The sequence below is a fragment of the Oceanobacillus sp. M60 genome (assembly GCF_053839645.1).
This window is the reverse complement of sequence record NZ_JBSSNH010000005.1, coordinates 135,237-162,144: the sequence shown is the minus strand read 5'-3', so window position 1 is coordinate 162,144 and position 26,908 is coordinate 135,237. Positions and strand designations below refer to the sequence as shown.

At 40.1% G+C, this 26,908-nt stretch carries 28 protein-coding genes; 23 read left to right on the top strand and 5 right to left on the bottom strand.

Annotation, left to right across the window (positions count from 1 at the left end):
• The first annotated feature begins 315 nt into the window (after positions 1-315).
• The 6 genes from ACW0TQ_RS13955 to ACW0TQ_RS13930 all read left to right on the top strand — a co-directional run bounded on the left by ACW0TQ_RS13955 (position 316) and on the right by ACW0TQ_RS13930 (position 7,054).
• A complete protein-coding gene (locus ACW0TQ_RS13955) occupies positions 316-2,337 on the top strand; it encodes a TRAP transporter permease (protein WP_455725785.1) in 2,022 nt (673 codons plus the stop codon).
• Between the two features lie 106 nt (positions 2,338-2,443).
• Entirely contained in the window at positions 2,444-3,886 is a 1,443-nt protein-coding gene (locus ACW0TQ_RS13950) for an SLC13 family permease (protein WP_455725784.1), read from the top strand.
• A 524-nt stretch (positions 3,887-4,410) separates the two neighbouring features.
• Positions 4,411-5,202: a sirohydrochlorin chelatase gene (locus ACW0TQ_RS13945; RefSeq protein ID WP_084612862.1), complete on the top strand. Its 792-nt coding sequence runs from the start codon at positions 4,411-4,413 to the stop codon at positions 5,200-5,202.
• A complete protein-coding gene (locus ACW0TQ_RS13940) occupies positions 5,120-5,608 on the top strand; it encodes a precorrin-2 dehydrogenase/sirohydrochlorin ferrochelatase family protein (RefSeq protein ID WP_084612863.1) in 489 nt (162 codons plus the stop codon). The genes ACW0TQ_RS13945 and ACW0TQ_RS13940 overlap by 83 nt, the downstream gene beginning before the upstream one ends.
• A complete protein-coding gene (locus tag ACW0TQ_RS13935) occupies positions 5,605-6,417 on the top strand; it encodes a formate/nitrite transporter family protein (protein ID WP_042530469.1) in 813 nt (270 codons plus the stop codon). The genes ACW0TQ_RS13940 and ACW0TQ_RS13935 overlap by 4 nt, the downstream gene beginning before the upstream one ends.
• A gap of 151 nt (positions 6,418-6,568) precedes the next feature.
• A complete protein-coding gene (locus ACW0TQ_RS13930; protein ID WP_193063527.1) occupies positions 6,569-7,054 on the top strand; it encodes a DinB family protein in 486 nt (161 codons plus the stop codon).
• 30 nt (positions 7,055-7,084) lie between these two features.
• Here the strand turns inward: ACW0TQ_RS13930 and ACW0TQ_RS13925 are convergent, their stop codons facing one another.
• Positions 7,085-7,366 carry a hypothetical protein gene (locus ACW0TQ_RS13925; protein WP_193063528.1) on the bottom strand — a complete coding sequence of 94 codons (282 nt, stop codon included), beginning with the start codon at positions 7,364-7,366 and terminating at the stop codon, positions 7,085-7,087.
• A 345-nt stretch (positions 7,367-7,711) separates the two neighbouring features.
• On the opposite strand from ACW0TQ_RS13925, the gene rfbA reads away from it, so the two are divergent.
• The 8 genes from rfbA to ACW0TQ_RS13885 all read left to right on the top strand — a co-directional run bounded on the left by rfbA (position 7,712) and on the right by ACW0TQ_RS13885 (position 16,090).
• Positions 7,712-8,644, top strand: a complete 933-nt coding sequence (gene rfbA, locus ACW0TQ_RS13920; RefSeq protein WP_193063530.1) for a glucose-1-phosphate thymidylyltransferase RfbA — start codon at positions 7,712-7,714, stop codon at positions 8,642-8,644.
• Positions 8,637-9,665 (top strand): dTDP-glucose 4,6-dehydratase, encoded by a 1,029-nt coding sequence (rfbB, locus tag ACW0TQ_RS13915; protein ID WP_193063532.1) that lies wholly within the window; start codon positions 8,637-8,639, stop codon positions 9,663-9,665. Before rfbA ends, rfbB begins: the two co-directional genes overlap by 8 nt.
• A complete protein-coding gene (locus tag ACW0TQ_RS13910) occupies positions 9,641-10,627 on the top strand; it encodes a glycosyltransferase family 2 protein (protein ID WP_226894828.1) in 987 nt (328 codons plus the stop codon). Before rfbB ends, ACW0TQ_RS13910 begins: the two co-directional genes overlap by 25 nt.
• On the top strand, positions 10,624-11,304 hold the full coding sequence (locus tag ACW0TQ_RS13905) for a GNAT family N-acetyltransferase (protein ID WP_193063536.1): 681 nt from the start codon (positions 10,624-10,626) through the stop codon (positions 11,302-11,304). Before ACW0TQ_RS13910 ends, ACW0TQ_RS13905 begins: the two co-directional genes overlap by 4 nt.
• 78 nt (positions 11,305-11,382) lie before the next feature.
• Positions 11,383-11,739, top strand: coding sequence for an EamA family transporter (locus tag ACW0TQ_RS13900; RefSeq protein ID WP_042530485.1), 357 nt, complete (start codon positions 11,383-11,385; stop codon positions 11,737-11,739).
• 4 nt (positions 11,740-11,743) lie between these two features.
• Positions 11,744-12,874, top strand: coding sequence for a dTDP-4-amino-4,6-dideoxygalactose transaminase (gene rffA, locus ACW0TQ_RS13895; protein ID WP_042530487.1), 1,131 nt, complete (start codon positions 11,744-11,746; stop codon positions 12,872-12,874).
• Positions 12,837-14,528: a DUF6044 family protein gene (locus tag ACW0TQ_RS13890; protein ID WP_455725783.1), complete on the top strand. Its 1,692-nt coding sequence runs from the start codon at positions 12,837-12,839 to the stop codon at positions 14,526-14,528. The genes rffA and ACW0TQ_RS13890 overlap by 38 nt, the downstream gene beginning before the upstream one ends.
• A 248-nt stretch (positions 14,529-14,776) precedes the next feature.
• Entirely contained in the window at positions 14,777-16,090 is a 1,314-nt protein-coding gene (locus tag ACW0TQ_RS13885; protein WP_193063540.1) for a PcsB-like coiled-coil domain-containing protein, read from the top strand.
• A 181-nt stretch (positions 16,091-16,271) separates the two neighbouring features.
• Here the strand turns inward: ACW0TQ_RS13885 and ACW0TQ_RS13880 are convergent, their stop codons facing one another.
• Together ACW0TQ_RS13880 and ACW0TQ_RS13875 are read right to left on the bottom strand one after the other, a co-directional pair.
• Positions 16,272-17,372 (bottom strand): copper resistance D family protein, encoded by a 1,101-nt coding sequence (locus ACW0TQ_RS13880; protein WP_193063542.1) that lies wholly within the window; start codon positions 17,370-17,372, stop codon positions 16,272-16,274.
• Positions 17,373-17,375: 3 nt separating this feature from the next.
• The gene (locus ACW0TQ_RS13875) at positions 17,376-17,957 is read right to left on the bottom strand and encodes a copper resistance CopC family protein (protein WP_455725782.1); all 582 of its coding nucleotides are present in this window, start codon (positions 17,955-17,957) and stop codon (positions 17,376-17,378) included.
• A gap of 334 nt (positions 17,958-18,291) precedes the next feature.
• Here ACW0TQ_RS13875 and ACW0TQ_RS13870 point away from each other — a divergent pair, with 334 nt between their 5' ends.
• The 4 genes from ACW0TQ_RS13870 to ACW0TQ_RS13855 all read left to right on the top strand — a co-directional run bounded on the left by ACW0TQ_RS13870 (position 18,292) and on the right by ACW0TQ_RS13855 (position 21,515).
• Positions 18,292-19,347 carry a M42 family metallopeptidase gene (locus tag ACW0TQ_RS13870; protein ID WP_455725781.1) on the top strand — a complete coding sequence of 352 codons (1,056 nt, stop codon included), beginning with the start codon at positions 18,292-18,294 and terminating at the stop codon, positions 19,345-19,347.
• A 238-nt stretch (positions 19,348-19,585) separates the two neighbouring features.
• Positions 19,586-19,963, top strand: a complete 378-nt coding sequence (locus ACW0TQ_RS13865) for a GntR family transcriptional regulator (RefSeq protein WP_042530501.1) — start codon at positions 19,586-19,588, stop codon at positions 19,961-19,963.
• On the top strand, positions 19,953-20,810 hold the full coding sequence (locus ACW0TQ_RS13860) for an ABC transporter ATP-binding protein (RefSeq protein WP_042530504.1): 858 nt from the start codon (positions 19,953-19,955) through the stop codon (positions 20,808-20,810). The genes ACW0TQ_RS13865 and ACW0TQ_RS13860 overlap by 11 nt, the downstream gene beginning before the upstream one ends.
• A 3-nt stretch (positions 20,811-20,813) precedes the next feature.
• Positions 20,814-21,515, top strand: a complete 702-nt coding sequence (locus ACW0TQ_RS13855) for a hypothetical protein (RefSeq protein ID WP_042530506.1) — start codon at positions 20,814-20,816, stop codon at positions 21,513-21,515.
• 537 nt (positions 21,516-22,052) lie between these two features.
• Here ACW0TQ_RS13855 and ACW0TQ_RS13850 read toward each other — a convergent pair.
• Positions 22,053-22,211 carry a YfhE family protein gene (locus tag ACW0TQ_RS13850; RefSeq protein ID WP_139089027.1) on the bottom strand — a complete coding sequence of 53 codons (159 nt, stop codon included), beginning with the start codon at positions 22,209-22,211 and terminating at the stop codon, positions 22,053-22,055.
• Positions 22,212-22,425: 214 nt separating this feature from the next.
• On the opposite strand from ACW0TQ_RS13850, the gene ACW0TQ_RS13845 reads away from it, so the two are divergent.
• Both ACW0TQ_RS13845 and ACW0TQ_RS13840 read left to right on the top strand, forming a co-directional pair.
• Positions 22,426-23,103, top strand: coding sequence for a YqeB family protein (locus tag ACW0TQ_RS13845; RefSeq protein WP_193063552.1), 678 nt, complete (start codon positions 22,426-22,428; stop codon positions 23,101-23,103).
• A 6-nt stretch (positions 23,104-23,109) separates the two neighbouring features.
• Positions 23,110-23,706 carry a TetR/AcrR family transcriptional regulator gene (locus ACW0TQ_RS13840; protein ID WP_042530512.1) on the top strand — a complete coding sequence of 199 codons (597 nt, stop codon included), beginning with the start codon at positions 23,110-23,112 and terminating at the stop codon, positions 23,704-23,706.
• Between the two features lie 99 nt (positions 23,707-23,805).
• Here ACW0TQ_RS13840 and trhA read toward each other — a convergent pair whose 3' ends face one another.
• Positions 23,806-24,450 carry a PAQR family membrane homeostasis protein TrhA gene (gene trhA, locus ACW0TQ_RS13835; protein ID WP_042530514.1) on the bottom strand — a complete coding sequence of 215 codons (645 nt, stop codon included), beginning with the start codon at positions 24,448-24,450 and terminating at the stop codon, positions 23,806-23,808.
• Between the two features lie 186 nt (positions 24,451-24,636).
• Between trhA and ACW0TQ_RS13830 the strand changes: the two genes are divergently transcribed.
• The 3 genes from ACW0TQ_RS13830 to ACW0TQ_RS13820 all read left to right on the top strand — a co-directional run bounded on the left by ACW0TQ_RS13830 (position 24,637) and on the right by ACW0TQ_RS13820 (position 26,875).
• The gene (locus ACW0TQ_RS13830) at positions 24,637-25,215 is read left to right on the top strand and encodes a DUF1836 domain-containing protein (RefSeq protein ID WP_042530516.1); all 579 of its coding nucleotides are present in this window, start codon (positions 24,637-24,639) and stop codon (positions 25,213-25,215) included.
• Positions 25,212-26,147, top strand: a complete 936-nt coding sequence (locus ACW0TQ_RS13825; protein WP_193063555.1) for an MsnO8 family LLM class oxidoreductase — start codon at positions 25,212-25,214, stop codon at positions 26,145-26,147. The genes ACW0TQ_RS13830 and ACW0TQ_RS13825 overlap by 4 nt, the downstream gene beginning before the upstream one ends.
• 113 nt (positions 26,148-26,260) lie before the next feature.
• Positions 26,261-26,875, top strand: a complete 615-nt coding sequence (locus ACW0TQ_RS13820; protein WP_042535833.1) for a DedA family protein — start codon at positions 26,261-26,263, stop codon at positions 26,873-26,875.
• Positions 26,876-26,908 lie beyond the last annotated feature (33 nt).

Genomic DNA, 26,908 nt, shown 5'->3' with positions numbered 1-26,908 from the left:
TGCGGGCGAGGAAAAGGAAAATATGAATTTTATTTATTGACACAATGATAACTAGCCTTTGTTATAGCAAATCTTAAACACGCTTTTATTGTAATAAGGTTTAAAACAATGATGAATTGGATGAAAGCGTTTTATCGGAAGGGTTAATTCGCTTAAATAAAACAGCGGGAGAAGGGTACTTCATATACATGAAGGGATGGTGGGGCCTCCAAGTCCCACCTATATCCCTGCTCAATAGATAATATCCATTTGAATAAAAAGCTATCATAAAGTTTCAATATTATCATTTCGGCGTGTTAACAAGGAGGGCAATATATGTCAAAAGAGAAAAAACAAAAAAATTGGAATAAAGAAGGTGAAAAGCAGGTAGAAAGAAAAGAGGAAAACGAAAATAAAAAAATAGATACCACGCTTGGAGAAGATGAGATAGAAACTTCAGAGCAGATACGAAATCTATCTGGATTTGTACGCTACCTGTTTTTAGCTATTGCTGTTATTGGAGCACTCTATCATTTGTATATACTTAATTTTAATCCAATTGACCCTTGGGTATTCCGAAGTACGCATCTGGCTTTTGGCACAGTACTTGCCTTAATGCTTTACAAAGGCTGGAAGACAAAGTCAAATAAAGTGTCTATTATAGATTGGCTGCTTATTGCAGTTGCTATTTTCGTTGCTTTATATATTTATATCAATTTGAGTCAGCTTGTCTTTCGGTTTGGAGTAGCGCCTACTACGATGGACTTTATTGTTGCAGCTCTTGGTTTATTGTTAGTTTTAGAAATAACTCGTCGGGCGAGCGGCTGGATTTTACCTATATTGGCGTTTGTGTTTATTCTGTATTCTTTTGCAGGACCGTATTTGCCAGGGATTTTAAATCATAATGGTTATTCATTGGAGAGGTTCGCAACATATGTATATGGTTTAGATGGGGTATTTGGGGTAACGACAGATGTCTCCTCCAAATATATTATTCTTTTTATCATCTTTGGCGCATTCTTGCAAATGTCTGGTGTCGGCCAGTATTTTATTGATGTAGCCTTCAGGATAGCAGGCGGACTCAGAGGCGGGCCGGCAAAGGTTGCTGTGGTTTCTTCGGGCCTCATGGGGATGATAAACGGAACTTCAGCAGGTAATGTTGTTGCGACTGGATCTTTGACAATACCTCTGATGAGAAAGACTGGATACCGCCCCATGTTTGCCGCAGCAACAGAAGCAACTGCCTCCTCAGGGGGTCAGCTGCTGCCGCCGATTATGGGAGCTGGCGCATTTTTGATGGCGGAAATTACTGGAATGCCTTACTCAAGTATTATTATAGCGGCAACCATTCCAGCGATTTTATATTTTGTGTCCGTTTATTTTATGGTAGATTTCCAGGCTGTGAAAAGTGGAATGGTTGGTTTATCTCGGGACCGGCTGCCTAACTTAAAAAAATTAATGAAGAAATTCTATCTATTTACGCCAGTAGTTTTATTAATCTATCTGTTAGTAAATGGATTTTCTGTAATCTTTGCAGGTACTGTTGGAATCGTGGCTTGTTTTATTTTAAGTCTATTTAGTAAAGAAAATAGAATGGGTCTGATGAAGATCTTAGAAGCACTAGAATTAGGCATGAAAAATGCCATTCAACTGATTGCCATTGTAGCTACAGCCGGGATTATTGTGGGTGTCATCGCGTTAACGGGGGTTGGTCAACGATTTAGTTCGATGCTGCTTACGATAGCAGATAATAATCTTCTTATCGCTTTAATTTTTGCCATGGCCATTTCTATTATTCTAGGCATGGGGATGCCGACAACAGCGGCTTATGCTGTCGCCGCTTCTGTAATTGCCCCGGGATTAGTGAATCTAGGAATAGAACCGATTATTGCACATATGTTTGTCTTCTATTATGCTGTTATTTCTGCCATTACACCGCCAGTTGCGCTGGCAGCATTTGCAGCGGCTGGTATATCAGGGACAGATCCTATGAAAACAAGTGTAGAAGCATTTAAAATTGGACTTGCTGCCTTTATTGTGCCGTTTATGTTTTTCTTCAGCCCAGAATTATTGCTGGAAAGCGGGACAACCGGCTCCATTATCCTGGCGGTTATTACAGCATTGATAGGAGTATATTTATTATCTGCTGCTGTTCAGGGATGGTTTTTTGGAAAAACGGCCAGCTGGTATAGCCGAATCATTCTTTTAGGTGCAGCAATTATGTTTATGCTTTCCGGGATTCAGACAGATGTGATTGGGATTATTCTTACAATTGCATTAATAGGTATTCAAAAGTTTATTAATAAGTCTGACCCTCGGCAAGCTGTGACACATGAAGATATCAGTGCCTCATCTTGACTAGTAAATTGGAAATCCGTACTGTTATGGTATGGATTTCCTGTTAAAATAGTTTTTAGCTCATTGAGATAGGAAAAATTAAAATGATAAAAAGAAGGCTGCTCTTATGTTATTCAGGAAAAAAACGAACCAACCAAGAGGTCGAATCCATGTAAATGGAAAAATTATAACGTTTTTGATATCTACGATTATTTTTATCGGCTTATTGATTTTTTTGCCGGCAGAGATTCCCTGGTCTGCAAAAGCTACAATCAGCATCATGGTGTATGGAATTTTGTTATGGGCTTTTGAGTCCCTTCCGCTTGGAATGACATCTGTTCTTACCATGGTATTATTACTATTTTTACACGCTGTCTCCATTGATGTTGTCTTAAGCGGCTTCGGGTCTCCGGCGGTATTTTTAATTGTGGCTGGCATGATGATTGCCAAAGGAGTAAACGAAACTTCTTTGATGGACAGGATTACTTACATATTGCTGGCTAAGTGGGGAGCTTCAGCTAAAGGGATTTTTATGGGCTTGTTTTTACTTATGCAAATCCAGGCTTTTTTTATACCTGCAACTGCAGTGCGCGCCTCGCTGATGGTTCCAGTTGTTCTGTCTATTTTGAAATCCGTAGGTGCGAAAAAGGGGAGCAACTTTAGCAAGCTGATGCTGGTAGGAACAGCTTATGCAGGGAATGTCAGCGGGACAGCCATTTTAACAGCAGCTATCGGGAATATTTTGACCATCGAAATTTTACAATTATATACAGGGCGCACCCTATCGTATTTAGACTGGCTGTTATATGCTTTTCCAATATGGACTTTATTAATTATCGTTATTCCGTATATTGTTTGGAAATGCTACCCGCCTGAAAATTTTTCTTTTGAAACCTTATCGAACGAAATGAAACAGAAAAAGAAAGAATTAGGGAGGATAAACGGTGCAGAACTGAAATGTATGATTATCCTGTTGGTAACAGTTATTCTCTGGATGACAGAGCCGCTCCATGGCTATCACCCCACCGTCCCGGCTTTAATGGCGGTCGTTTTAATGGCAATGCCTAAAATAGGTTTTGTAGAATGGCGGAAGCTGGTCGGTGTCAATTTTGATTTAGTTCTATTAATTGGAGCAACGCTCTCTTTAGGTTTCGCCTTAATTGAATCCGGAGCCATTGAAATCCTGGAGGTGCTGATTACCTCGGAACAAATCGTAAATATATTTGCGAATCCATGGCTCGCGATACTTATCGTTATTTTAATATCGCAGCTTTACCATTTAGGGGTTACGAATGTATCAACAGCGGTAGTTACATTACTTCCTGTGCTTATCAGTCTGTCGTTTCAGGCAAATCTTGATCCGGTAGTGATTGCTTTTACTTCTGCACTAACCATTTTATTCGGATATGTGTTAATTGTAGAAACGATGCCCAACGTTGTCGTTCACGGAACCGGAATGATAAATCAACAGGACTTTTACCTGCCTGGTTTATTATCCACGCTTGCCAGCACGCTCATAACGCTTTTTGTTGCTTTTACGTGGTGGAAATGGCTGGGGTTTTGGCCTTAAATGTTCCTGTATGAGAATGTATTTATTATCCGCAAATAGATGATTTGCATTGTATTTCGACAGGGAAGAAATGCTTCTTTCCTGCCGAATATATGAAACACGATGTTAAACATATCTGTGTCCCGGAAATCAGAATGAAGCATCTTGCTTGTTTGGCAGCTGGCATTTTCCGCTGATTCACCCAACATTACTAAACCAGACACAAACTGTTCAAAAAATCAACGCAATTCAAAAATAGAATGTGCTACACTAACAGTGAGGGAGTTATTCTCTGGAAAGAAAAACTGGAAGGTATCTTTTTTTTTAACTACATTTGTGAATTTATTCACAAATAATTTTACAGATTTAATAATGTATAAAGAATGTAAGGAATAAGCGAAATGATCTTGGCGGGACGTGTAATCGCTGCTAAAAAGCAGGTTGATAAATGTGAGAATATTAGAATACATGATGTAACAAAGATTCTATAAAACTGGAGAAGCGGATACAGCCAAAAATAAATCGAATAAATGGGAGGGATACACATGTTTGATGCAGTGGTTTATATTGGTCATGGAAGCCGTTGTGAAGAAGGAGAAGCTCAGTTTAAGAGATTTATTGAATCTGTGAAGGAGGAGGTTGCTTCTCCAAACCAGGAAATAGCTTTTTTGGAATTAACCGCTCCGACCATTGCAGAGACAATGGAAAAGTTAATTGCTGATGGGGCAAAGCGGTTTTTGATTGTGCCTGTTCTTCTTTTTTCAGCAATTCAACACCAATTGGATATTCCGGAGGAGCTGCGTGCGGTTCAAAGGAAATATCCCTTTATTTCGTTTGAAATCTCGGAGCCGTTTGGAGCACATCCATATATGGTTGATCTTGTGGTGAAACGTATCGGAGCTGAAAAAAATGAAAAGGATACAGCAATTATGCTTGTTGGCGGCGGGAGCAGTCATCTCAGGCCTATTCAAGAGCTGCAGCAGATTGGAAAGAGCGTTGAGCAGAAATTGGATATTCCGGTGTATACAGCATTCCTGCAGCTGGGGAAACCCAGCCTGGAAGAAACATTGGAATTTCTTCCTTATCGATATAAAAAAGTTTATGTGATGCCATATTTGTTATTTACTGGTCTGCAGCTTGAAAAAATAGAACAGATTGTTTTCTCTTCAAAGGATACTTTTGTTATTTGCCCAAACTTAGAATTTGATGAGCTGATGAAAAAAACGTTAATCAAGCGAATGGAGGAAGCGTGTGATGGAGAAGATGTATCCGGTGATGATGAACCTCGACAGAAAAAGGGTGGCAATTATCGGGGGCGGGGAGACAGCTCTGCGTAAGGCAAAAGAACTGGCAGGAACAGGAGCCAAAATCACCGTAATCAGTCCGGGGATACGGGAGGAGCTATTTAAAATGCATGATGTGGTCTGGAAGCAGAAAAAATTTGAAGCACAAGACATAAAAAATGCACATCTCATTTTTGCGGCAACGGATAATCAAGCAGTCAACGCGTATGTTTGCCGATGTGCGGCAGATAACCAGTGGGTCCATGATACAAGTCAAAATGAGCTATCTAATTTTATTGCTTTAGCAGGACTCAGTCAGGAAAAATTGACAGTGGCACTTTCAACATCTGACGCCGGCCTGGTACTTACCAAAGAGTTGAAAGAGAAGCTGGAAAAACAGGATAGAAGTAGGACTGAGAATGCGATAGAATGGGATGCAAAGAGGAGGAACAAAAAATGATGGAGACCATAACCACTTTCAGTAACACAGCTGTTTCCAAGGTAAAACAATTGAATCATAGTAAAAGCAAATATCTCATCATGACGATGCTGGCAGGATTTTTTGTCGGTCTAGGAATTATTTTAATTTTTACTATCGGCGGGATGCTTGCTCCGACAGAGTTTGCCGGAACATCGATTGTCATGGGTGTTTCCTTTGGGATTGCTTTGAGTCTGGTCATTATGGCTGGATCTGACTTGTTTACGGGAAATAATATGATAATGACAATTGGCTTTTTAACAAAGAAAACAAGGGTTTTAGATGTGCTGCGGATATGGGTATTCAGTTATTTTGGCAACTTTGCCGGGTCTATTGTTGTAGCTGGATTATTCTTTTATTCGGGATTGGCTACGGGAGGAACGGCAGATTTCATTATTTCCTCTGCAAGCGCCAAGATGAGCGGACCATTTATGGAGCTGTTTGTTCGCGGGATTCTCTGTAATATTCTGGTCTGTCTGGCCGTCTGGTGCTCTGTTAAATTAAAGGATGAAACAGCAAAGCTCATCATGATTTTCTGGTGTTTATTCGCTTTTATCACATCTGGCTTTGAGCATAGTGTGGCAAATATGACTGTGCTGTCAACTGCTTTAATGATCCCGCATCCGGAAACAATTACTTTTGCAGGTCTTGCTGCTAACTTGATTCCGGTATCCCTTGGAAATCTTGTCGGCGGGGCAGTTTTCATTGGTGCAGCGTATTGGTATGGAATAACAGAGAAAAAATCAACTTTGCAGTCAGCTGCGGATAAGAAATATAAGAGGGAAGCATAGATGTTGAATAAAAGGTATGGTGCTCTTTAAGAGATGAGCGTCATGCCTTTTATTTATCTTCGCGGCAGGAGTTCTCTCAATAATGTAGAAATAATATATAACGAGGAAAAAACAACGGATCAGAAAACGATAGAAGAGGGAGGAGAAAATAATGACCAGTGAACAGGAAGTACTATTTAACCAGCTTGCAGCTTATCGGACAGATGTGTTGATGGCAGTAGAGGGCATCACGGCAGAGCAGGCAGAAATGGTGCCGGCGAATTTTAATAATAATATCCGCTGGAATCTCGGACATATTTATTTAGACCAATTCTTGTGGATAGAGACTTTGACAAAGGAGACCTCCGAAGCAACGAGATATTTTAACCAGTGGTTTGGTTTTGGAACATCACCTAATCACTTTACTTCAGAAACGCCAACCTTTGAAGCGTTAAAGAATTTATTAAGAGAACAGCCCAATGTCATTAGAAAGCAGTATCAGCATCGATTAGCAGAGGAATTTGAACCGATTGAAATGGGGATATATACGATCGAGCAGGTTTTAATACGGACGATTTTTCATGAAGGCATGCATTTGCAGGCGATGATGGATATTAGGAAATGTATCGCAAAAGAGAAAGATAGCGTTCAACGATAGGCAGGTAAATGTAATACAAAGAGACGCAGCTTATGTGTACAATCCATAGGCTGCGTCATTTTCTATCCATCTATAATTCGATTGTTTTTCTCTCATCGTTTGTGAGTTTCTTAAAGCAGGATATCGCTTTTTTGGCATGGGATAGCCGCATTTTTCCAAATAAGGAATCCGTTTAAAGTGCCAATCCTCAGCTTGCTTCTTTGATAATTTCTCCATTTTCATCAAAACATCGATTGGACTGACATAACCTTTCTCCGTAAGTAACTCAGAGGCATATTTGTATATGTTTTTCTCTAATTGCTGTCTGTTCATTTAAAATCTTCCTTACTTAATCTATTTCTATTTTAGCTATTACTCTAACAGATTTCTGTTTGTAATAGTGCGTTTTAAATTATTCGCATACACATTTTTAGCAAACATAGAGATGGTTTATTATATTAAAAACAGGCACCTGCGATAAAATAAATCCGCATCATTTCCTGTTTCTATACAATTGTGGCAATTTCATGGTAAATCTGCAACAGCTTTTCTATTCACGAAATAAATTTGAAACAAGAATGTAAGTTTACAAAACGGTCTTTAAAGGAATAATGTAGATAATAACAAGACCTATGTTTTAAAAACAATAAAAATATATTTTGATGGAGGGTGTGTATCATGAAAGGAATTATTCTGGCTGGAGGAAGTGGAACACGTCTGTCTCCGAGTACAGATAGTATGAATAAGCACCTGCTGCCTGTTTATGACAAGCCGATGATTTATTATCCGCTATCTGTCTTGATGCTGGGTGGTATTAAAGAAGTGATGATTATTAGTACACCAGAAGATATTGCTCGTTTCGAGACATTACTGGGAGACGGATCGGCATTAGGTATTCAAATTGTCTATAAAGAACAGGCTGAACCAAAAGGAATTCCTGAAGCCTTTATTCTTGCTGAAGAATTCATCGGAAAGGATAATGTTACGCTGATTCTTGCGGATAATATTTTCTATGGCCAAGGGTTTACCACCTTATTGCGGAATGCGATAAAGAACCATCAGCATGCGACTGTATTTGGATATCGGGTTAAAGACCCCGAGCGCTTTGGTGTGGTTGAATTTGATCATCATCAAAAAGCAATTTCGATTGAGGAAAAACCAGATGATCCAAAATCAGACTTTGCCGTAACAGGGCTGTATATATATGATTCCAGAGCAGTGAAGATTGCTAAAAAGCTCAAACCTTCAGAACGAGGGGAATTAGAAATTACCGACTTAAATAAAGAATATTTAAAATGGAATCAGCTTCATGTAGAGCTGTTAGGCAGAGGCTTTGCGTGGATGGATACAGGCACCCAGGAGTCGTTGTTTGATGCAGCGGAATTTATCAAAACGACCCAGCAGCGCCAAGGATTTAAAATTGCCTGCCTGGAAGAGATTGCTTTCTATCTGGGATATATATCAAGAGATGTATTATATGAAAAAGGAAAGTCGATGGAAAAAACCGATTATGGGCAATATTTAATAGAAATTGCCAATCGCAAGCATAGCCAGCAATACTGGGATACCATCGACCATCATCCGATGTTAGGACTGGTTGAAAATGAGTAGGGCTATCTTAATTACTGGCGGAGCTGGCTTTATCGGCTCCAACTTCATCGACTATTACCAGCAGAAATATCCTGATCAGCAATTGATTAATGTAGATAAGCTAACCTATGCCGGCTCTTTAGCTAATTTAACTGAAGTCGAGAATAACGGGAATTATCAATTTATTCATGGCGATATTGCAGATATGAAAACCGTAGCAGCGATTTTCAAAGAGTATGATATTGAAGGGGTTATTCATTTTGCTGCAGAATCCCATGTAGACCGTTCGATTCATGATGCGAGCCCGTTCATCGATACAAATGTCGTTGGTACGTTGAATCTTTTGCAGGCGGCGAGAGCAGATTGGGAGGAAAAAGGAGAGCTTGGTGAGCGCAGATTTCATCACATATCCACGGATGAAATTTATGGCTCATTAGGTGAATCTGGAAAATTTACAGAGGACACGCCCTATGACCCAAGAAATCCATACAGCGCATCGAAAGCTGGAGCGAACTTTTTAGTAAAAAGCTTTGGTCATACGTATGGGATGAATGTGATTATTTCCTCCTGCTCGAATAATTATGGACCAAGACAGCATGATGAGAAGCTTCTGCCTACGATTATCCGGCAGGCTTTGGCAAATGAGCCGATACCGATTTACGGGGATGGGAAGAATATCCGTGACTGGCTGTTTGTTGAGGACCACTGCCGAGCAATCGATATGGTTTATCATCAGGGTAAAACGATGGAAACCTATAATGTCGGCGGAAATAATGAACAGGAAAATATCACCATCACCAATGCCGTTTGTTATTTATTAGACGAGCAAAGACCAGATTTACTGCAAAAGTATCGTTTAGCGCATTTTTCTGATTTGATTACCTTTGTGACGGATCGAAAAGGACATGATAAGAGATACGCCATCGATGCAAGTAAAATTCAAAGGGAACTAGGCTGGCAGCCGCAAGTTGATTTAGAGGATGGACTGAGAAAAACTGTGGAATGGTATGTAGCAAAATGGAAAACAAACATACCGATTTGATTTCAGTTGTTGTCCCGGTCTATGGCTGTGAACGCTGCCTTGTCGAGCTCGCAGAACGCATTATTCAAACTATCCAGTCCATTCCGGCAGATTATGAAATCATTATGGTAAATGATGCGAGCCCGGACCATGCCTGGGAAACAATGCTTAAGCTTCATCAGAAAGATAAAAAAATAAAAGGAATTAATTTGTCCCGTAATTTTGGACAGCATCATGCCATCACGGCAGGTCTTGACTTTACCTCAGGAGACTGGGTGGTTGTGATGGATTGTGATTTGCAGGACCGGCCGGAAGAAATTGCTTCGCTGTACGAACGGGCCCAGGACGGCTATGATGTTGTCTTTGCACAGCGCATGCAAAGGCAGGATAAGAATGTAAAAAAACTCACATCAAAAGCCTTCTATAAAGTCTATGATTATTTTACCGGGAAGAAGACAGATGCAACAATCGCCAATTTCAGTATATCCCGAAAAAAAGTAGTGGAGAGCTTTCGTAAGCTGCGCGAGCAAAATCGTTATTTTCCTTTCTTTATTCAATGGATGGGATATCAGCAGACAAAAATAGAAGTACAGCATGATGCCAGAAAAGAAGGAAAGTCCTCCTATCAATTGAAAAAATTATTCGCTTTAGCAACAGATGCGATTGTCTCCCAATCGAATAAACCGCTCCGGCTTTCGATTGGTGTAGGCTTTCTGATGGCATTCGCTTCGTTTATCTATGCGCTGTATTTATTTTCCCGCTATTTCTTTTTGGATGAGCCTGTTCAAGGCTGGACCAGTGTGATGGTGTCCATCTTTTTTATTGGCGGTTTACTATTCTTCCAGCTTGGAATTATTGGTCTCTACCTTGGGAAAATTTTCAACGAAGCGAAGAACCGTCCTATTTATTTAATTAAGGACATAAAAGGGGAAATCCAAAAAAATGAAACGTTAGAAGTGAAACAGGGAGGAAGAGGAAAATGAGTGAATATTTAAAGCCGACGCCTTGGGACAGCCGGAATTTCCCGCTTGATACCTTTCAATTAACCGAATATAGTGAAGCTGCGCTGCAGGCTGCAGCAGATGTCGAGGGGCATTTTACCGTTAAAGTAGATCCGCTGGCTGATAAGGCATTGCTTCACAAATATGGTTTTTATTATGCAGATACATTAATGGAGCCCTATTGTTACCGCAATAAATTTTTAGAAGAAGAAGCTGGAGATGTTACCTTCCATGAAAATTATGATGCAGCTGACATTTTAACGATTGCCGAAGAAGCATTTCAAGGCGGCAGGTATCACCGTGATTTTCATGTTCCGAATGAAATGGCCGATCTCCGCTACCGAAATTGGGTAAAGGACTTGATTGATCAGGAGCTGATTCTTGCTTATAAGCAGGATGGCCGTGTGAAAGGATTCTTTGCTTATCAGGAAGAAAATGTATTGCTTTTAGCAATGCATAAGGACATTCGCGGACAGGGATTTGCTAAACCTTTTACTTCTGCATGCGTCAAAGAGCAATTTGAGCGTACTGGCAGGGAGCAGCTGGTTACATCGATTTCACCCAGCAATCCGGCGTCATTAAATGTTTTCATCGGCTTAGGATTCCGGTTGCGGGCTGGGAAGGATATTTATCATAAGGTGAACGGTTCCTTCTATTAAACAGATACTATTAAACACATATCCATTTATTTTGTATCGCGGTAGAAGTATACAAAGGAATGTCAGGGGGAGAGAGGTTTGGGTTATTTTTATATTGCTGGAACCGTTTTGTTTACCGTTTATGGACAATTAATTATTAAGTGGACAATGGATCGGCAAGGGGAATTGCCGGATGGGCTCTTTGATAAATTTCTATTTTTATTTCAGCTTGTCTGGAACCCCTGGATACTCTCCGGTTTTATTGCTGCTTTCTTAGCGGCATTAAGCTGGATGGCTGCGATGACTAAATTTGATATCAGCTATGCCTATCCATTTATGAGTCTTTCTTTTATTCTTGTTTTTATATTCTCGGTTTTTTTATTTGGAGAACCAATCAGTACACAGAAAATCATCGGCTTTGCTTTTGTAGTAGCAGGTATTCTGATAATGAGGTGATACCATGATACCATTCAATGTACCATGTTATATAGGAAAAGAAAATACAGCAATCAAAGATGCCATCGCAGGAAAGAAATTATCAGGAAACGGCCCTTACGGGAAAAAGTGTGTGCAATGGATGGAAGAAAATATGGGCGTGAAAAAAGTCATGCTTACTCCATCCTGCACAGCGGCACTGGAAATGACTGCGCTGCTCACAGAGGTTGGAGAAGGAGATGAAGTCATTATGCCTTCATACACCTTTGTTTCGACAGCAAATGCATTTGCCCTCCGAGGCGCGAACATTGTCTTTGCAGATGTCGAACCAAGGACAATGAATGTCGACCCGGAACAAATTGCAGCGGCAATTACCGAAAAGACAAAAGTCATCGTGGTCGTTCATTACGCCGGCGTATCCTGTGATATGGACCGGATTATGGAGCTTGCAGAGAAACATAACCTATGGGTGGTCGAAGATGCTGCACAAGGATTAATGAGCTTTTATAAAGGAAAAGCATTGGGAACGATTGGCCACATGGGAACGATCAGCTTTCATGAAACCAAAAATTATGTTTGCGGGGAGGGAGGGGCATTATATATTAATGATCCTTCTCTCGTTGAGCGTGCGGAGATGATTCAAGAGAAAGGGACGGACCGTTCACAGTTTATCCGTGGAGAAGTGGATAAATATTCTTGGAGAGACATTGGTTCCTCGTATCTGCTCAGCGAGCTGAATGCAGCTTATCTGTCTGTACAGCTGGAGCATGCGAAGGAAATAAATGATAATCGTCTCGGAACCTGGCAAATGTATAAAGAAGGATTGGCTGATCTTGCAGATGCAGGAAAGATAGAGCTTCCTTATATTCCAGAAGGTAGAGCCTTCAATGGACACATATTCTTTATTAAAACAAGAAATATAGAAGTGCGGAGTCAATTGATCCGTTATTTAAAGCAGCTTGGTATTATGACAGCAACGCACTATGTCCCGCTGCATTCATCTGTCGCAGGAAAAGCATGCGGCGTCTTCTCTGGAGAAGACAGATATACAACGATAGAAAGTGAACGTTTGATACGATTACCACTTTACTATGGGATAAGTAAAGGGGATGTAGCATATGTCATTCAAAGCATTCAGCAATTTTATGCACAATAAATGGATATGGGTGGGCTGCCTTGTTTTGCTTGCCTACTTATCTCCTTATGTGATTTATGGAGAAGATGTACATATTAGAGTCCATGACAACATGGACTCTAATATTGTCTGGTATAAAGTACTTGCAGAGAGCGGGTCTATTTTCACGTTAACAGACGTGCCGCTGCCGTATGCGATTGACGGATTGCCGAGAAGTGCATTGCCGTCTGCTTTTGATGCGGCGCTTTGGCTCTATGTACTGTTTGAACCAATTACAGCCTATACCATCAGCCAGACTATTATGCGCTTTGCAGCGTTTTTTGGCATGTATTTATTATTAACGCGTTTTATTGTGAAAAAAGAGACAACACCTTGGATAACGGTAGGCGTTTCGCTTGCTTTTGCGATGCTTCCTTACTGGCCTTCGGGAGTTCTTTCCATTGCAGGGATGCCGCTTGCTTTATATGTCTTTTTAATGATTCGCAAATACCGGACAGAGGCGCCGAAGCATACATGGATACTGCTATGCCTGATTCCGTTTTTTGCTAATTTTGTCCTCAGCTTTGTTTTCTTTTTAGCAGTTATTGGCTTGCTGTGGCTGATTGACTGGATTCGCAATAAAAAATGGAATGGTGCTTTTTTTGCTGCCATTGCCATCATGGCAGGTATCTTTGTGATGAAGGATTATTTATTGATTACCTCCATGTTTTTCGATGACAGCTTTACTTCTCACCGGGAGGAGCTGGAGTTAAGCGGAAATACCTTTGAACGAAGCTATGAATTAGCATGGGAGAATTTTTTATATGGGCACACCCATGACGAGGCCGTACAGGCTTATATTATTATTCCGGTTATTTTAATAGCTATCTTGCTTGCCTTATTTAAAAACAGGCAGCCAAAATGGCTCTTCACCCTGTTTTTGATTAATTTAGCCCTCTCCTTCTGGTACGCTTTCTGGTATTGGGAAGGCTGGCAGCCATTAAAAGAGAGCATTTCTGTTTTGAATACATTTAATTTTGCACGGATTCATTTTATGGATCCGCCAATCTGGTATATTGCCTTTGCACTAGCCTTACTTATTTTGTGGCAGCTGAAAAAAGTCGGGAAGGTTCTTGTTGCCGTCCTGATTATCTGGCAGAGTATACTGCTTTTCGGGCAGTCAGAAGAGTTTAAGTACCGGGAAGTAAACACACCGACCTTTAAAGAGTTTTATTCAGAGGACCTGTTTACATCGATTCAAGATTATATTGGAGAAGATCCGAGTGATTACCGCGTGGTCAGCATCGGATTACATCCGACCATCGCTCAATTTAATGGCTTCTACACGTTGGATACGTATAACAATAGCTTCCCGCTGGATTATAAGCATCGTTTTCGCGAAGTAATTGCCGGAGAGCTGGATAAGAGTCCGACATTAGAACACTATTTTGATACATGGGGCGGAAGGCTGTACATGTATGTAGCCGAGCATGGAAAGGATTATATGTATACTAGAAACAAAAATGAACCGATTCAGGACTTGGCTATTGATACAGACGCAATGAAGGATCTGGGAGGAGATTACATCCTGTCTGCTGTCCCGATTGAAAATGCGGAAGATATTGGATTATCGTTGGAGGAAACATTTGAAGACCAGGATTCACCATGGGAAATTCATTTATATTCTGTATTGTAATTAGAATGTAATATTACACCCATAAGCATTCGTATGACAGGCTTTAAGGTGAAAACCAGCTTCCGGCGATACAAAACTGTAATATTTCTATAACCTTTCTGCAATCTGTAGATGTTACACTTCATTAGGAATTTATATAGTGTTAAATTTATCCTATGATTCACAAAGCTGCATAATAGCAAAAGGATCAATGTCCTTTTACAGAGAGAGAGCTATGTAGTAGTGATGCAGGAACAGGGGGAGTAGAATTGAAGAAATCATTTTTGCTAGCGATAGTAATGATAGTTGGTTTCATGAGTTCAAGTATTATACCAGTTCAAGCAGAAACTGCTGATGATCTTGAAGAAATTCGCGATCAGCGTTCAGATGTTAAAACAGAGTTATCTGATTCTGAACAACAGATTGCTTCCGTATTAGAAGAACTGGAGCAGTTAAAGAGTGAGATCGCAAGTACTGAAAATGAATTAGAAGCAAAGCAGCAGGAGATTGATGAAACAGATCAACAGATTGATGCTTTATTAGACGATATTGTTGTTTTAGAAGATGAAATGCAAGAGCTTGAACAAAAGATAGAGGAACGTTTTGAACTATTACAAGAGCGGATGGTATCTGTTCAGCAATCCGGCGGAGACATCAATTATCTGGAAGTTCTCTTCGGCGCACAGAGCTTTGAAGATTTTATTTCACGCGCAAATGCAGTGAATAAAATAGCAGATTCCGATGCGAAGTTAATTGAACAGCAGGAAACAGATATTGCTTCTTTAGAAGACAAGCAAAAAGAAGAAACTGAAAAAATGAATGCTTTGAATGACTTAAAAGAAGAGCAAAGCGCTGCAAAAGATAACGTAGAAGTTGCACTTGCTGACAGCAATGCACAAAAGGATGAACTGGAAACGAAGCAGGCAGACCTAGAAGCGCTTGTAGATGAACTGGAAATCACAGATTCCCAATTAGCCTCTTTAGAAGCGGATACGCAAGCAGAAATTGCTGCGGCGGAAGAAAAAGCAAAAGAAGAGGAAGCGGCTAAGCTCGCAGCCGCAGAAGAAAAAGCAGCTAAAGAAGCGGAAGCAGCAGAGGAAGAAGAAACTAAAGTCCATCAAGAAAAAGAGACAAGTGTAGCATCAAAAACAATCACAAATGACCCGGAAGAAGAAGAGGCTCCTGCAGAAAAAGAAGAGCCTGAAAAGAAAGAAGAATCGAAGGAAGAGACTTCTAAGCCGAAAGAAGATTCTGCAGAAAAAGAAGAGAGTTCAAGTAAGGAAGAAAGCTCAGGTAAAACATTTACCGTTTCATCAACAGCTTATACAGCTGATTGCAGCGGATGTACCGGCATTACAACAACTGGATTTAATTTAAAGAACAATCCAGGTGCAAAAGTAATCGCTGTTGACCCTAGCGTTATTCCGCTTGGCAGTGTGGTAGAGGTGGAAGGCTATGGTGTAGCTGTAGCACGTGATACCGGCGGAGCAATCAATGGAAATAAAATTGATGTATTCGTATCGGATCAATCTCAAGCACTCAGCTGGGGAAGAAAAGATGTAAAAGTTACGATACTGAGATAATGTAAATATAACGCATGTGTTCTGAATACTATTTGGAACACATGCGTTTTTGTTAGGGATATATCAGCAGTCAGAGTACTTTTAATAAGAACCTGCATCTAGGTAAATTTTTATCATCAAAAAAAGTCGCAAAATGCACTTCTATCCATTTTGAGACTTTTTTCAGTTTAATAAAAGACAATCAGTTGATTACAATGCTTTGAATAAAAGCAAAGTATCCCATGACGACAAAGAGCAGCGAGGTCAGCCAAGAAAGCGCCGGGTGTTTTTTAGCTTTAAAAATATAGATACTGCCGGCAATACAAGCAAGTGCTAAGGCAATAAAGAAGAAAACAGAGCCGTCTAAAGCTAAGCTAATTGCTGCGCCATCCATGGTTCCATCATAAAACATATTTAAAATAGGAGCGTAACCGCTATGTTCGATAAGGCTTTCCATGTAAAGCGGCGGTGATTGCTCATTCATGATGCCTGTCAGCAGCAGGATAAATAAAATAATAAAGAACTCTACACGTATCCAAGGTCTTGCCTGAAGGCTTGCATCGGCCTGTAAACGCCGTTTCATCCAAATCCCGTTAAAGATAGCGTATATGACTAATGGAATGATAAATAATTGTTTTAAGAATAAACTTTGGCCGTAAGAAACGAGCAGGGCTTCATCATACTGTCTGAAATCCACGGTGAATTGGGCTAATAAAATACCGCTTAAGACAACAATGACAAAACAGATAAGTGCAAAGGGATGGTAGCTGGTGACAAAACGCTGCCAATCCATAGACTTTGGTACAAACCACGAGGCCATCAACAGCGTTCCAATCCACGCGCTGACTGCCAGCATGTGTACGCCATGTGTGAAGACGCCAAGAAATCCCTCGAAAGAACCTGCGTGGCTTGCCCAGCCGACTCCAAATGCCGCAAAGCCTGTGAACACCATTCCGACCCAAGCTGCCTGTTTACTGTCTGTATTTTTGATATAAGCAATATAAACACTGAAAAGAATACAAATAATAAATAAGAATAGCCATGCATTTCCAATTCGAAAGGATAATAGAACATCTTCAAACGCGGAGCCTAAGGTAGAACGGCCTGCGATATGAGTTATTAACTGGATAAGAGGGACAAATGCAAATAAAGCAATCCCCCAGACTGCAGCAAGCTGCAGATTGGAAGATATGTTAACCCTGATATGAGAAGTGGCAGGAAGCAGTCGAATCAGAAAGCTTCCCGCTAAAAATGCAAGGCAAAGATATAAGAACGTTTCTGTAAAAATGGTTACATAAAACATACATTATTTCTTCCTTTTTAGTAGTACAATGGCGATGACAGCGACAATAGCAATAACCAGCACAGTAATTAGCAAGGTATTGGAATTCGTATCATCTGCAGCTTCTTCCTGCACATTATTTTCTGCGGCTGCTTCATTTTCATCAGCCTGCTCTTCGGGTGTATCCGCTGTATTCTCTTCATCTTCCGCAGTATTGGTGTCTTCCTCTTCCTCAACGGCAGATTCCTCTATGTCCACTTCGAATGAAATAGAGTCTTCCATTGGATGACCATCTACACCGATAATATCCCAGCTGAGGGTATATGTTCCATTTTCTAAAGGCTCCGTGACATCAGCAGAAAACTCATCTTCATTGACAGTCAGATTATCAAGCGCGATTTCTGTGCCGTCCTCAGCATGAAGCTCCATCACAGCACTATCTTCAATCACTGTTTCAAAATATAGCGTAATATCGTCTAACGTATCTGTTACCGTTGAGCCTTCCTCTGGATCAGACGTATCAAGATGTGTATGTGCAAAGACAGGACTTGCACTAAATGCGAAAAGTAAGACAACAAAAGCGAACGCCCCTGTAAGTTTTTTCATCGTTTTTCCTCCTTCTATTTATTGAATTCAGTATAATTTCTCCAGATTTAAGCTTATAGCAGAATAAAGTGTAAGACAAGTATAGTCAAATCAAAAAAGTAACATTTCCTTGAACTATGAACAATTCATGACAATGCAATTTCCAGGCAAACATAAAAGGAAGGCTTTTCTATTTTGGTATAAATGTAATTTTGTGCGCACCTGAAGACTTGTGCGTAAGGCCGCTAAGAAAGTGAAATGAGCTGTTGAGATGCGCTTTATCGAACGCTGCGTTTTCTGATAAACTGTAATAGACAAGTTCACCTTCATTTCAAAACCTGGAGGAGGTAATATAATGAGTAGTTTTCCCAATGTAGAGGAAACAAAAACACTAATTAAAGATTTAGTGAAAATAGCAAGTCCAAGCGGCTATACTAAAGATGCCATTCTATTTATTGAAAACCGATTAGCGAAAAGTAACGTACAAACCAAACGCAACAATAAAGGCGGTCTGATTGTAACGCTGCCAGGGAAGGATACTTCAAAACATCGCTTCTTGACAGCGCATGTAGACACACTAGGAGCCATTGTTAAAGAAATCAAAGCAGACGGCCGCCTGAAAATACAAGTCATCGGCGGCTTCCCGCTAAATTTTGTGGAAGGGGAATATTGTACCATCCATACCGTGAGCGGAGAAAAATATACGGGAACGATTTTAATGCATCAAACCGCTGTCCATGTGTATCGAAAAGCAGGCGAACTGAAAAGAGATACGGAAAATATGGAAGTGCGTATTGACGAAGTGGTGAAGAATGAAGAAGACACCCGTAAATTGGGAATAGAAGTAGGCGATTTTATTTCCTTTGACCCGCGAGTAGAATTAACAGAATCCGGCTTTATTAAATCGCGTCATTTGGATGATAAAGCAAGTGCAGCAATCTTAATTAACGTGATTGAAAAGCTGGCAGCAGATCTGACAGAGCTGCCTTACACAACACATTTTCTCTTTTCCAATAATGAAGAAATCGGCTATGGCGGCAATTCGAATATCCCGCCGGAAACGGTAGAATACCTAGCGGTTGATATGGGGGCTATCGGAGACGGACAGAGAACCGATGAATATACAGTATCGATTTGTGTGAAGGATGCTTCCGGGCCGTACCATTACGGTCTGCGCAATTATCTTACAGAAATTGCTAAGGCGAACGGCATCGAATATCAATTAGATATTTATCCGTACTATCAATCCGATGCATCAGCAGCTATCCGAGCTGGATATGATGTCGTTCATGGCTTAATTGGACCGGGAATTGATGCATCGCATGCGTTCGAACGCACACACGAATTATCTCTTAAACATACGGAGAATTTGGTTTATCATTATGTGCAGTCGGAAATGGCAGAGGAATAATGGAATGAAGAATAAGACCGGGTACCTTACCTGGTCTTATTTTTTTGCGTGAAAAATAGACCTCTCTAACAAAACTGTACAATTCAAAATGAAAAATAAAAGTGTGTAAATCCCCCTTTGTACACAAGGTTTCACTACGAATATAAGCAGATTATTTTTAAATAAACAAGTTGACTTTATACTGATTATGTTATAGGGTTAGTTACATAAGTAATTAACCAATTAAGGAATGAGGCTAATGAAAAAAGAATTAGATGAAAACAAACCGATTTTCCTGCAGATAAAAGAGCAAATTGAAGATTCCATTATCGATGGCTCATTGAATGGCGGAGAAAGGGCGCCTTCCACCAACGAATTTGCGAAATTTTATCAGATTAATCCGGCTACAGCAGGCAAGGGAATCAATGAGCTTGTCCTGGAAGGTATTTTAATCAAGAAACGGGGCGTTGGCATGTTTGTGACAGAGGAAGCGAAAAGCATTGTGATTGAAAAAAGAAAGCAGACATTTTATGAGAATTACCTGCTTCCAATGAAAAGGGAAGCGGAGAAGCTGGAAATGGATAGACAGGAACTAATTAATATGCTTAATCGAGAGGATGAGGCACATGGAAATTAAAGTGAATCAATTAAGTAAAACCTATGGTGACAATCATGCTTTGGATCAAGTTTCCTTTACTTTGGAAGGAAATAAAATCTATGGTCTGCTTGGCAGAAATGGAGCAGGAAAGACGACTTTCATGGATATTTTAAGTGGTCAAATGTTAGCATCTTCGGGAGATATCACCATTGATGGAGAGAACCCATTTGAAAATCAGCGGCTCACAGAATCCATCTGTCTGATCAAAGAAGCGAATAATTTCAGTCCAGAGTTAAAGATAAAGCAAGTATTGAAGATTTTTGCTTATTTTTACCCGAACTGGGACCAGGAAATGGCGGAAGAATTATTAGAGACGTTTAATTTGAAGCAATCTGCAAAAGTAAAGACGTTATCAAAAGGAATGGAGTCTGCGTTAGGAATTACAACCGGTCTGGCAAGCAGAGCACCTATCACTGTATTTGATGAGCCCTATATCGGTATGGATGCTCCTTCCCGTAAAATGTTTTATGACATCCTATTGGATGATTATCAGGAAAACCCCCGGACAATCATTTTTTCTACGCATTTGATTGATGAAGTCAGTTTAATGTTTGAAGAGGTTATTATTCTTAAAAAGGGTGCTGTCGTGCTCCAGGAAAGCTCGGAAGAATTGCGGGCAAAGACAGTCGCTGTTTCTGGACCAAAGGATAAAGTGGATGCTTATTTAGTGGATAAGGATATTATCCAGCGTACGGATTTAGCAGGCAGCTCCATGGCATATGCTTTCGGCAGCAGGAAAGAAGCAGAAGAAGCCGGTCTAGAAGTGGAAGGTGTTCCGGTGCAGGAGCTGATGATTCATTTAACAGAGAAGAAGAAAGGGGCTTAATCCATGAACAATCAAATAAAAGGCATGTTTTATTATTATACGGTTGATGTGGTTCGAACCGCTAAAATATTTTTTTCCATATTAACAGGTATCATCATTGCATCAGCTATTATTTGTTATTTATTATTGGGAGTCGATGAATTTAAAATGTATTTCGCCATCCCGTTTGCAACATACTTTAACGTTGGTATTGTCGGGTTTCAATTAGTGAAAGGCAATGTTCCGTTTGGATTAAAAATGGGAGCTACCCGTAAAAACATGTATGTCATGCAGCTGTATTTTATGTTTGCATACTCCTTGGCGATAGCTTTTATTGGAAGCACCCTGCAGCAGGTAACAGAATGGTTATTCCAGGCAGTTGGTGTGACAAACTATATTTATGTTCATCCGGCTATGTTTTTGACAGATAACTGGATTATGCGGATTGTCGTGGATGCCCTTGTCATGTTCCTAATTATGGCTGTATTGTATTACATTGCATTACTATTTTACCGGACGGGATTAGTCGGTGGAGGAACTGTGCTGGGAGTCCTGATGGTTGTTACCCTATATGGTGCTTTTGAAGGCTGGCTGGTTGATGCCGTTGTCAATCTGTTCTCTGATGTGACTATAATGACCTTTGTAAGCATGTTTTTCATCGGTATTGTTTTTTACTTGATAGGTTTTCCGTTTATGCGGAAAATCACTATTGTTAATAGACGTTAAGAAGCAGGAAGCTGTCTTTTGTTCAACGCAAAAGGCAGCTTTTTGGCAATTGTAAGAATGAATCGATAGGAAGAATGAAGAAAAGATCAATCTGATCGTGAATATTGTTTTTTTCAAAGAATAAGAAAGTATATAAAAAAAGCTGAATATAGCCGCTGCGGAAAAATACTACGCTTTCCATAGGCCCCGAGCTCATCTCCTTTAAAGAAGACTTGCTGATTGGCAAGCCGGCAGGAACAGACACAAGCATAGTCGCACTTATGCCCCGCAGGAAGCGGTTTTCTTCCGAGGAGACTGAAGCGTTGCCCGCGGAAAGCGACTTCCCGCAGCGGACATCGCTTTGGCGAGGACACCTGTGATTTAAAGACCAAGCGGTATTCTGGTTTTTCTTTATCATTCTCGCGAAAATATAGTGGTGCATGAAGGGGATGCAAGAATTCAGAGTTTAAGATAAAAATCAAGGAGCTGCAGCACAATCAGTTACTGATTGTGCTGCAGCTCCTTTTAAAAATTTTATATTGTCAAAAAGGTAACTAGTTATTGTTTTAATTTAGGGTTCTCGGATTTTGCCTCATTAACACGAGGTTTCCGATAGCCGCCAGCAATATCTGCCTGCTTAAATTCTTTAGAGTAATGGACCTCTTGAGCGTCAGCAATGTCTCTCTTTTTTGCTGGCTGATATTGTGTATTTCTCATGAATAATCATCCTTCCTGTTAATGTTTGTTCTATCATGTGTTTTCCCGGTTTAAGTGAATTAAAACATATCCATTTATGGCTGAAATCAATTTAACCTTTTATTCTATTTTAAAATACGGATTGCTTCCTCTTAACTAGTGAAATTTAATTATTTATGTTAGAATTTGATTAACCAATCAAAAAATAAACTATATCCAGAGGAGAATATAAAATATGCAAAATGAAACCGTACTTGGTTTATCAAAAATGGATAAAGCGATTATTATTATAGGAGGTCCGCTTCTTGGAGCAATTATTGGCTGGTTTATTCAAATTATTTCGAGCTGGCTGATTAAAATTCCATTTGTCCCGTTTGGTCCGTTTTTTGAATGGATTGTATCCTGGAATAGCTCCTGGGTATCGATTATCGGAGTAATTGTTGGTTTGATTGCAGGAATTCTCTTTGCGGTGTATGCCTTCAGTGAATCATTAAAAATGACGATTGCAGATCAAGAAGTTACAATGAAAAGGTATGATCAAGAAGTTACCTTGCAAAAAAATGATATTTCAGCAATTTATATGGATAGAAAGGATATTGTCGTTTTAGGCCAAAAAGGAGAGGAGCTGTATCGGTCGCAAACAGATGTAAAGCAGCCGAAAATAAAAGCAGCTTTTTTGGAACACTATTTTCCCTGGAAGTCTCAGGATCCTTATCAAGCGGATTACCAGCGCTGGATTCCGGAGCATCCTGATTTTCCTGCTTCTGTGAACAGTTTGCTTGCTGCGAGAGAAAAGGTGCTGAGGGAAGATAATGTAAAAGAAGCAGCGGTGCTGCGGAAGGATTTAGCGGCTAAGGGAGCTGTGATTCGTGATGAGGACAAGCGGCAGTATGTCCGAATGATAAGAGGGTGATATGAAGTGACGAAGGAAAAAACATTTATCTCTGAAGCGCGGAGAGAACAAATTTTAAAAGCGACGATTGATGTGTTGAATGATATTGGCTATGTCAAATTAAGTCTTGCTAAAATAGCAAAACAAGCGAAAATCAGCACGGGATTGATTTCCTATCATTTTGCCGATAAAGAAGAGCTGATCCAGCATACCTTAAATTACTTAATTGGTGCCCAGCTCGAATTTATTGAAGAACGGATGAAGGCAGAGACAGATATCTTTGAGCAGCTGCTGGCTTATATAACAGCAACGCTCACGTACCAAAATGAATATGTTGAAAATAATGTAGCACTGATTGAAATCATCTTTAATGCCCGGACGGAGGATAATATTCCTTACTATAAATTGAATGAAGAGGAAGAAGATCCGCTTTACCTGCGATTAGAAACCATTTTGTCAGAAGGACAGGAGAAACGTATCTTTTCAGCTGACTTTGACCCCAAAGCAACGGCTATACTGATAAATGGCGCTGCGAGTGAGAGTATGCTGCTGCAAAGTGAAAGCTTTGATATAAAGAATTATCAGCAGGAATTAATTAAAATGGTTACGAAAATAGTAAAGTAGAAGTTGTATTATAAAGTAAGAGTGCTTGAATAAATATATTCGAATAAACTCGAAAAAAACCTCGAATTCTCCAAGAATGAATTCGAGGTTTTAGCCTATTTAAATGACGTACAGATAAATACACAAGAAGTGTGAAATACTGCCAAGCAGGATAAAAATATGAAATATCTCATGGAAGCCGAAATAGCGGGAACGCAGAAACTCCGGCTTTAACCAGTAAATAAATGCCCCAATCGTATAAAATATTCCTCCCACAATTAAGCAGGTTATTCCGCCAGTCCCGATAATTGGAGCAAGCGGGCCTGTATAAAATATGGCAATCCATCCCATTAAAACATAGAGAAGGGTAGACAGCCATCTCGGGGAATGAAACCATATTAATTTAAATAGAACGCCAAGGACTGCCAATCCCGTAACTACCCAGAATAGTACCCAGCCAACCGTTCCCTCGAGAGCAATCAGACATAGTGGAATATACGTGCCGGCAATCAGTACATAAATCATGGAATGATCCATTCTTCTCAAAAAAGCAATTGTTTTTGGACCGGCAATCACAGAATGATAAACCGTTGAAGCAGTATATAATAGAATTAAACTAATACCAAAAGCTGCGACAGCACCGACGTCTAATGGCGTTCCGACCCGTGCTGCTTTGACAACAAGTAATATCAGTCCGACGATAGATAAAACAATCCCAATAAAATGAGTAAAAGCATTCATTGGTTCCCGAATAAATTTATTCAAAAAAACATCTCCAATCCGTTATGTAGTTTCAAATACTATGTAATAACTATATACCTGTTTCATCAAGTAGTCAATGTTTGAAATTTAACGAATTACGTCTATAATGAAAAGTAGATAGCTGAACGATAAATAATTAAATTTCTTGCTTTGCTTACTATCTTTATATTATGAGAGAGAGGTCATTTCGTGGATATACAAAAGCAATTAGAAGGACTTCATTTAGAGAACCAGTTGAAATCGGAAGAAATACCCGATTTAGATTTATATATGGATCAGGTTATTCAACTTTTTGAAAGTAAATTTGCTTCTTCCAAGCGGTATGAAGAAGATAAAGTGTTAACGAAAACCATGATTAACAATTATGCGAAGGCTAAGTTATTCTTCCCTATCAATAATAAAAAATATTCGAAAGAGCATTTGCTGCTGATTAGTATGATTTATCAAATGAAAAGTGTGTTATCTATAAAGGATATCGGGAAAACATTTGAAGAGATGAATCAGAGAGTGCAGGATGATGATTTTGACCTGGCGAATTTTTATACCAATTACATTCAGTTAATGGATAGAAACGCAGCGAGTTTTGAAGAACATATGAAGAACCAGGAAGAAATATTTGAGACAGAATTGGACAAAGATATTGTAGATGATGAATATCTAAAACAAGTATTACTGATTACCAGTCTGACAGGGATGAGTAACTTTTACCGCAGGGCAGCGGAAAACCTGGTAGATCAATTAGAGCAGAAAGGGGAGCACGAAGAATGAAATTAAGTATCTTGGATCAATCTCCATTATTTGCAGATGCGGACGCAAAGCAGGCGCTGGAAGCAAGTATGGATCTGGCAGTCCTGGCCGACCAATTAGGTTATGAACGTTATTGGGTTGCGGAGCATCATGACATGCAAGGCTTGGCGAGCCCTGCTCCGGATATATTGCTGGGGATTATCGGCAGCAGAACAGAAAGAATCCGAATCGGTTCAGGAGCAGTGCTATTGCCGAATTACCGGCCGTTTAATATTGCTGAGCGCTACCGGATGCTGGCTGCATTGTATCCGAACCGGGTAGATTTAGGAATCGGCCGGGCGCCGGGCGGTTCCGCAGAAGCTTCTATAGCCCTTGCTGGAAACTTTTTGGAAAAGGTGAAAGCAATGCCGGATTATATAGATGAATTGCTTCATTTCCTTCAGGATGACTTTTCGCCGGAGCATCTTTATTCACGTGTGACCGCTGCCCCCGTACCTCCTGTTCAGCCTGTGCCTTGGCTGTTGGGGACAAGCCAGCGGAGTGCTCAGCTGGCCGTAACTAAAAAACTGCCTTATGTTTTTGGTCACTTTATGGGCGCTGATAATGGACCGGAAATTATGGCCGGCTACCTGAGACAAGCTGAGAGTCCCTCCGCTATCGTTGCGGTATCTGTTCTGTGCGCTGAAACAGAAAAGGAAGCTTTGGAATTAGCAGAAGAAGCAAAGCGCAAAAGAGAAGAGCAGGATCCATCTCCGCAGGCAGATCAGGAGGAGCAAGCCCAATTTGCCGATAAACAAATTATTGGAGATAAAGCCCTCGTACAAGAAAAACTCACGAAACTGCAGGAAGCATATCAATGTGATGAAATAATGGTGCTCACGATGGCGCCAACGTATAAAGCAAGAGAATATTCTTACCGTCAGCTGGCAGAAATAATGAACCAGACCAAATAAAGCTGCCATCCCTTAAATTCTTAACACTTGTTTTCAAAATGAAATAAAAATCATAGGCTGCAGCATGATAGAATATACCTTAATAAAGAGGACAAGCGTAAATGGAGGATATTATGGGACAATGGGTTACAGCCATGATGGAGCAATTTGGGTATTTTGGAATTTTTCTGATGATGACGTTAGAGAATTTATTCCCGCCGATACCATCTGAAATCATCCTGCCTTTTGGAGGATTCATGACAATAGGCAGTACATTAACCTATACCGGTGTATTAACAGCAGCCACATTAGGAGCGCTGATTGGCGCCATGCTTTTATATTGTATTGGGATGATACTCGATGTGGAGCGGCTGGAGAAAATTGTTGACCGGTGCGGGCATCTATTGCGTTTGAAAAAAACAGATATTTATAAGGCAGATGAATGGTTCGGAAAGTATGGCTATTGGACTGTATTTTTTTGCCGGATGGTGCCGCTGCTGCGGAGCTTAATCTCTATTCCAGCAGGGATGGCAAGAATGAACTTCTGGATGTTTATGCTATTAACAGCAGCAGGTTCTATTATTTGGAACAGTATCCTCATCGGTATTGGAACCATTTTGGGAGAGAATTGGCATCGTGTAGCAGCTTTTATGGATATCTATTCTAATGTTGTCTATACCTTTATCATTGCAGGAATATTCATTTTCATTGCCTGGTATATCAGGAAAAGAAAGAAAGAAAAACTGTAGGGATGTTCCTGCAGTTTTTTTAAGTTTTTTGTT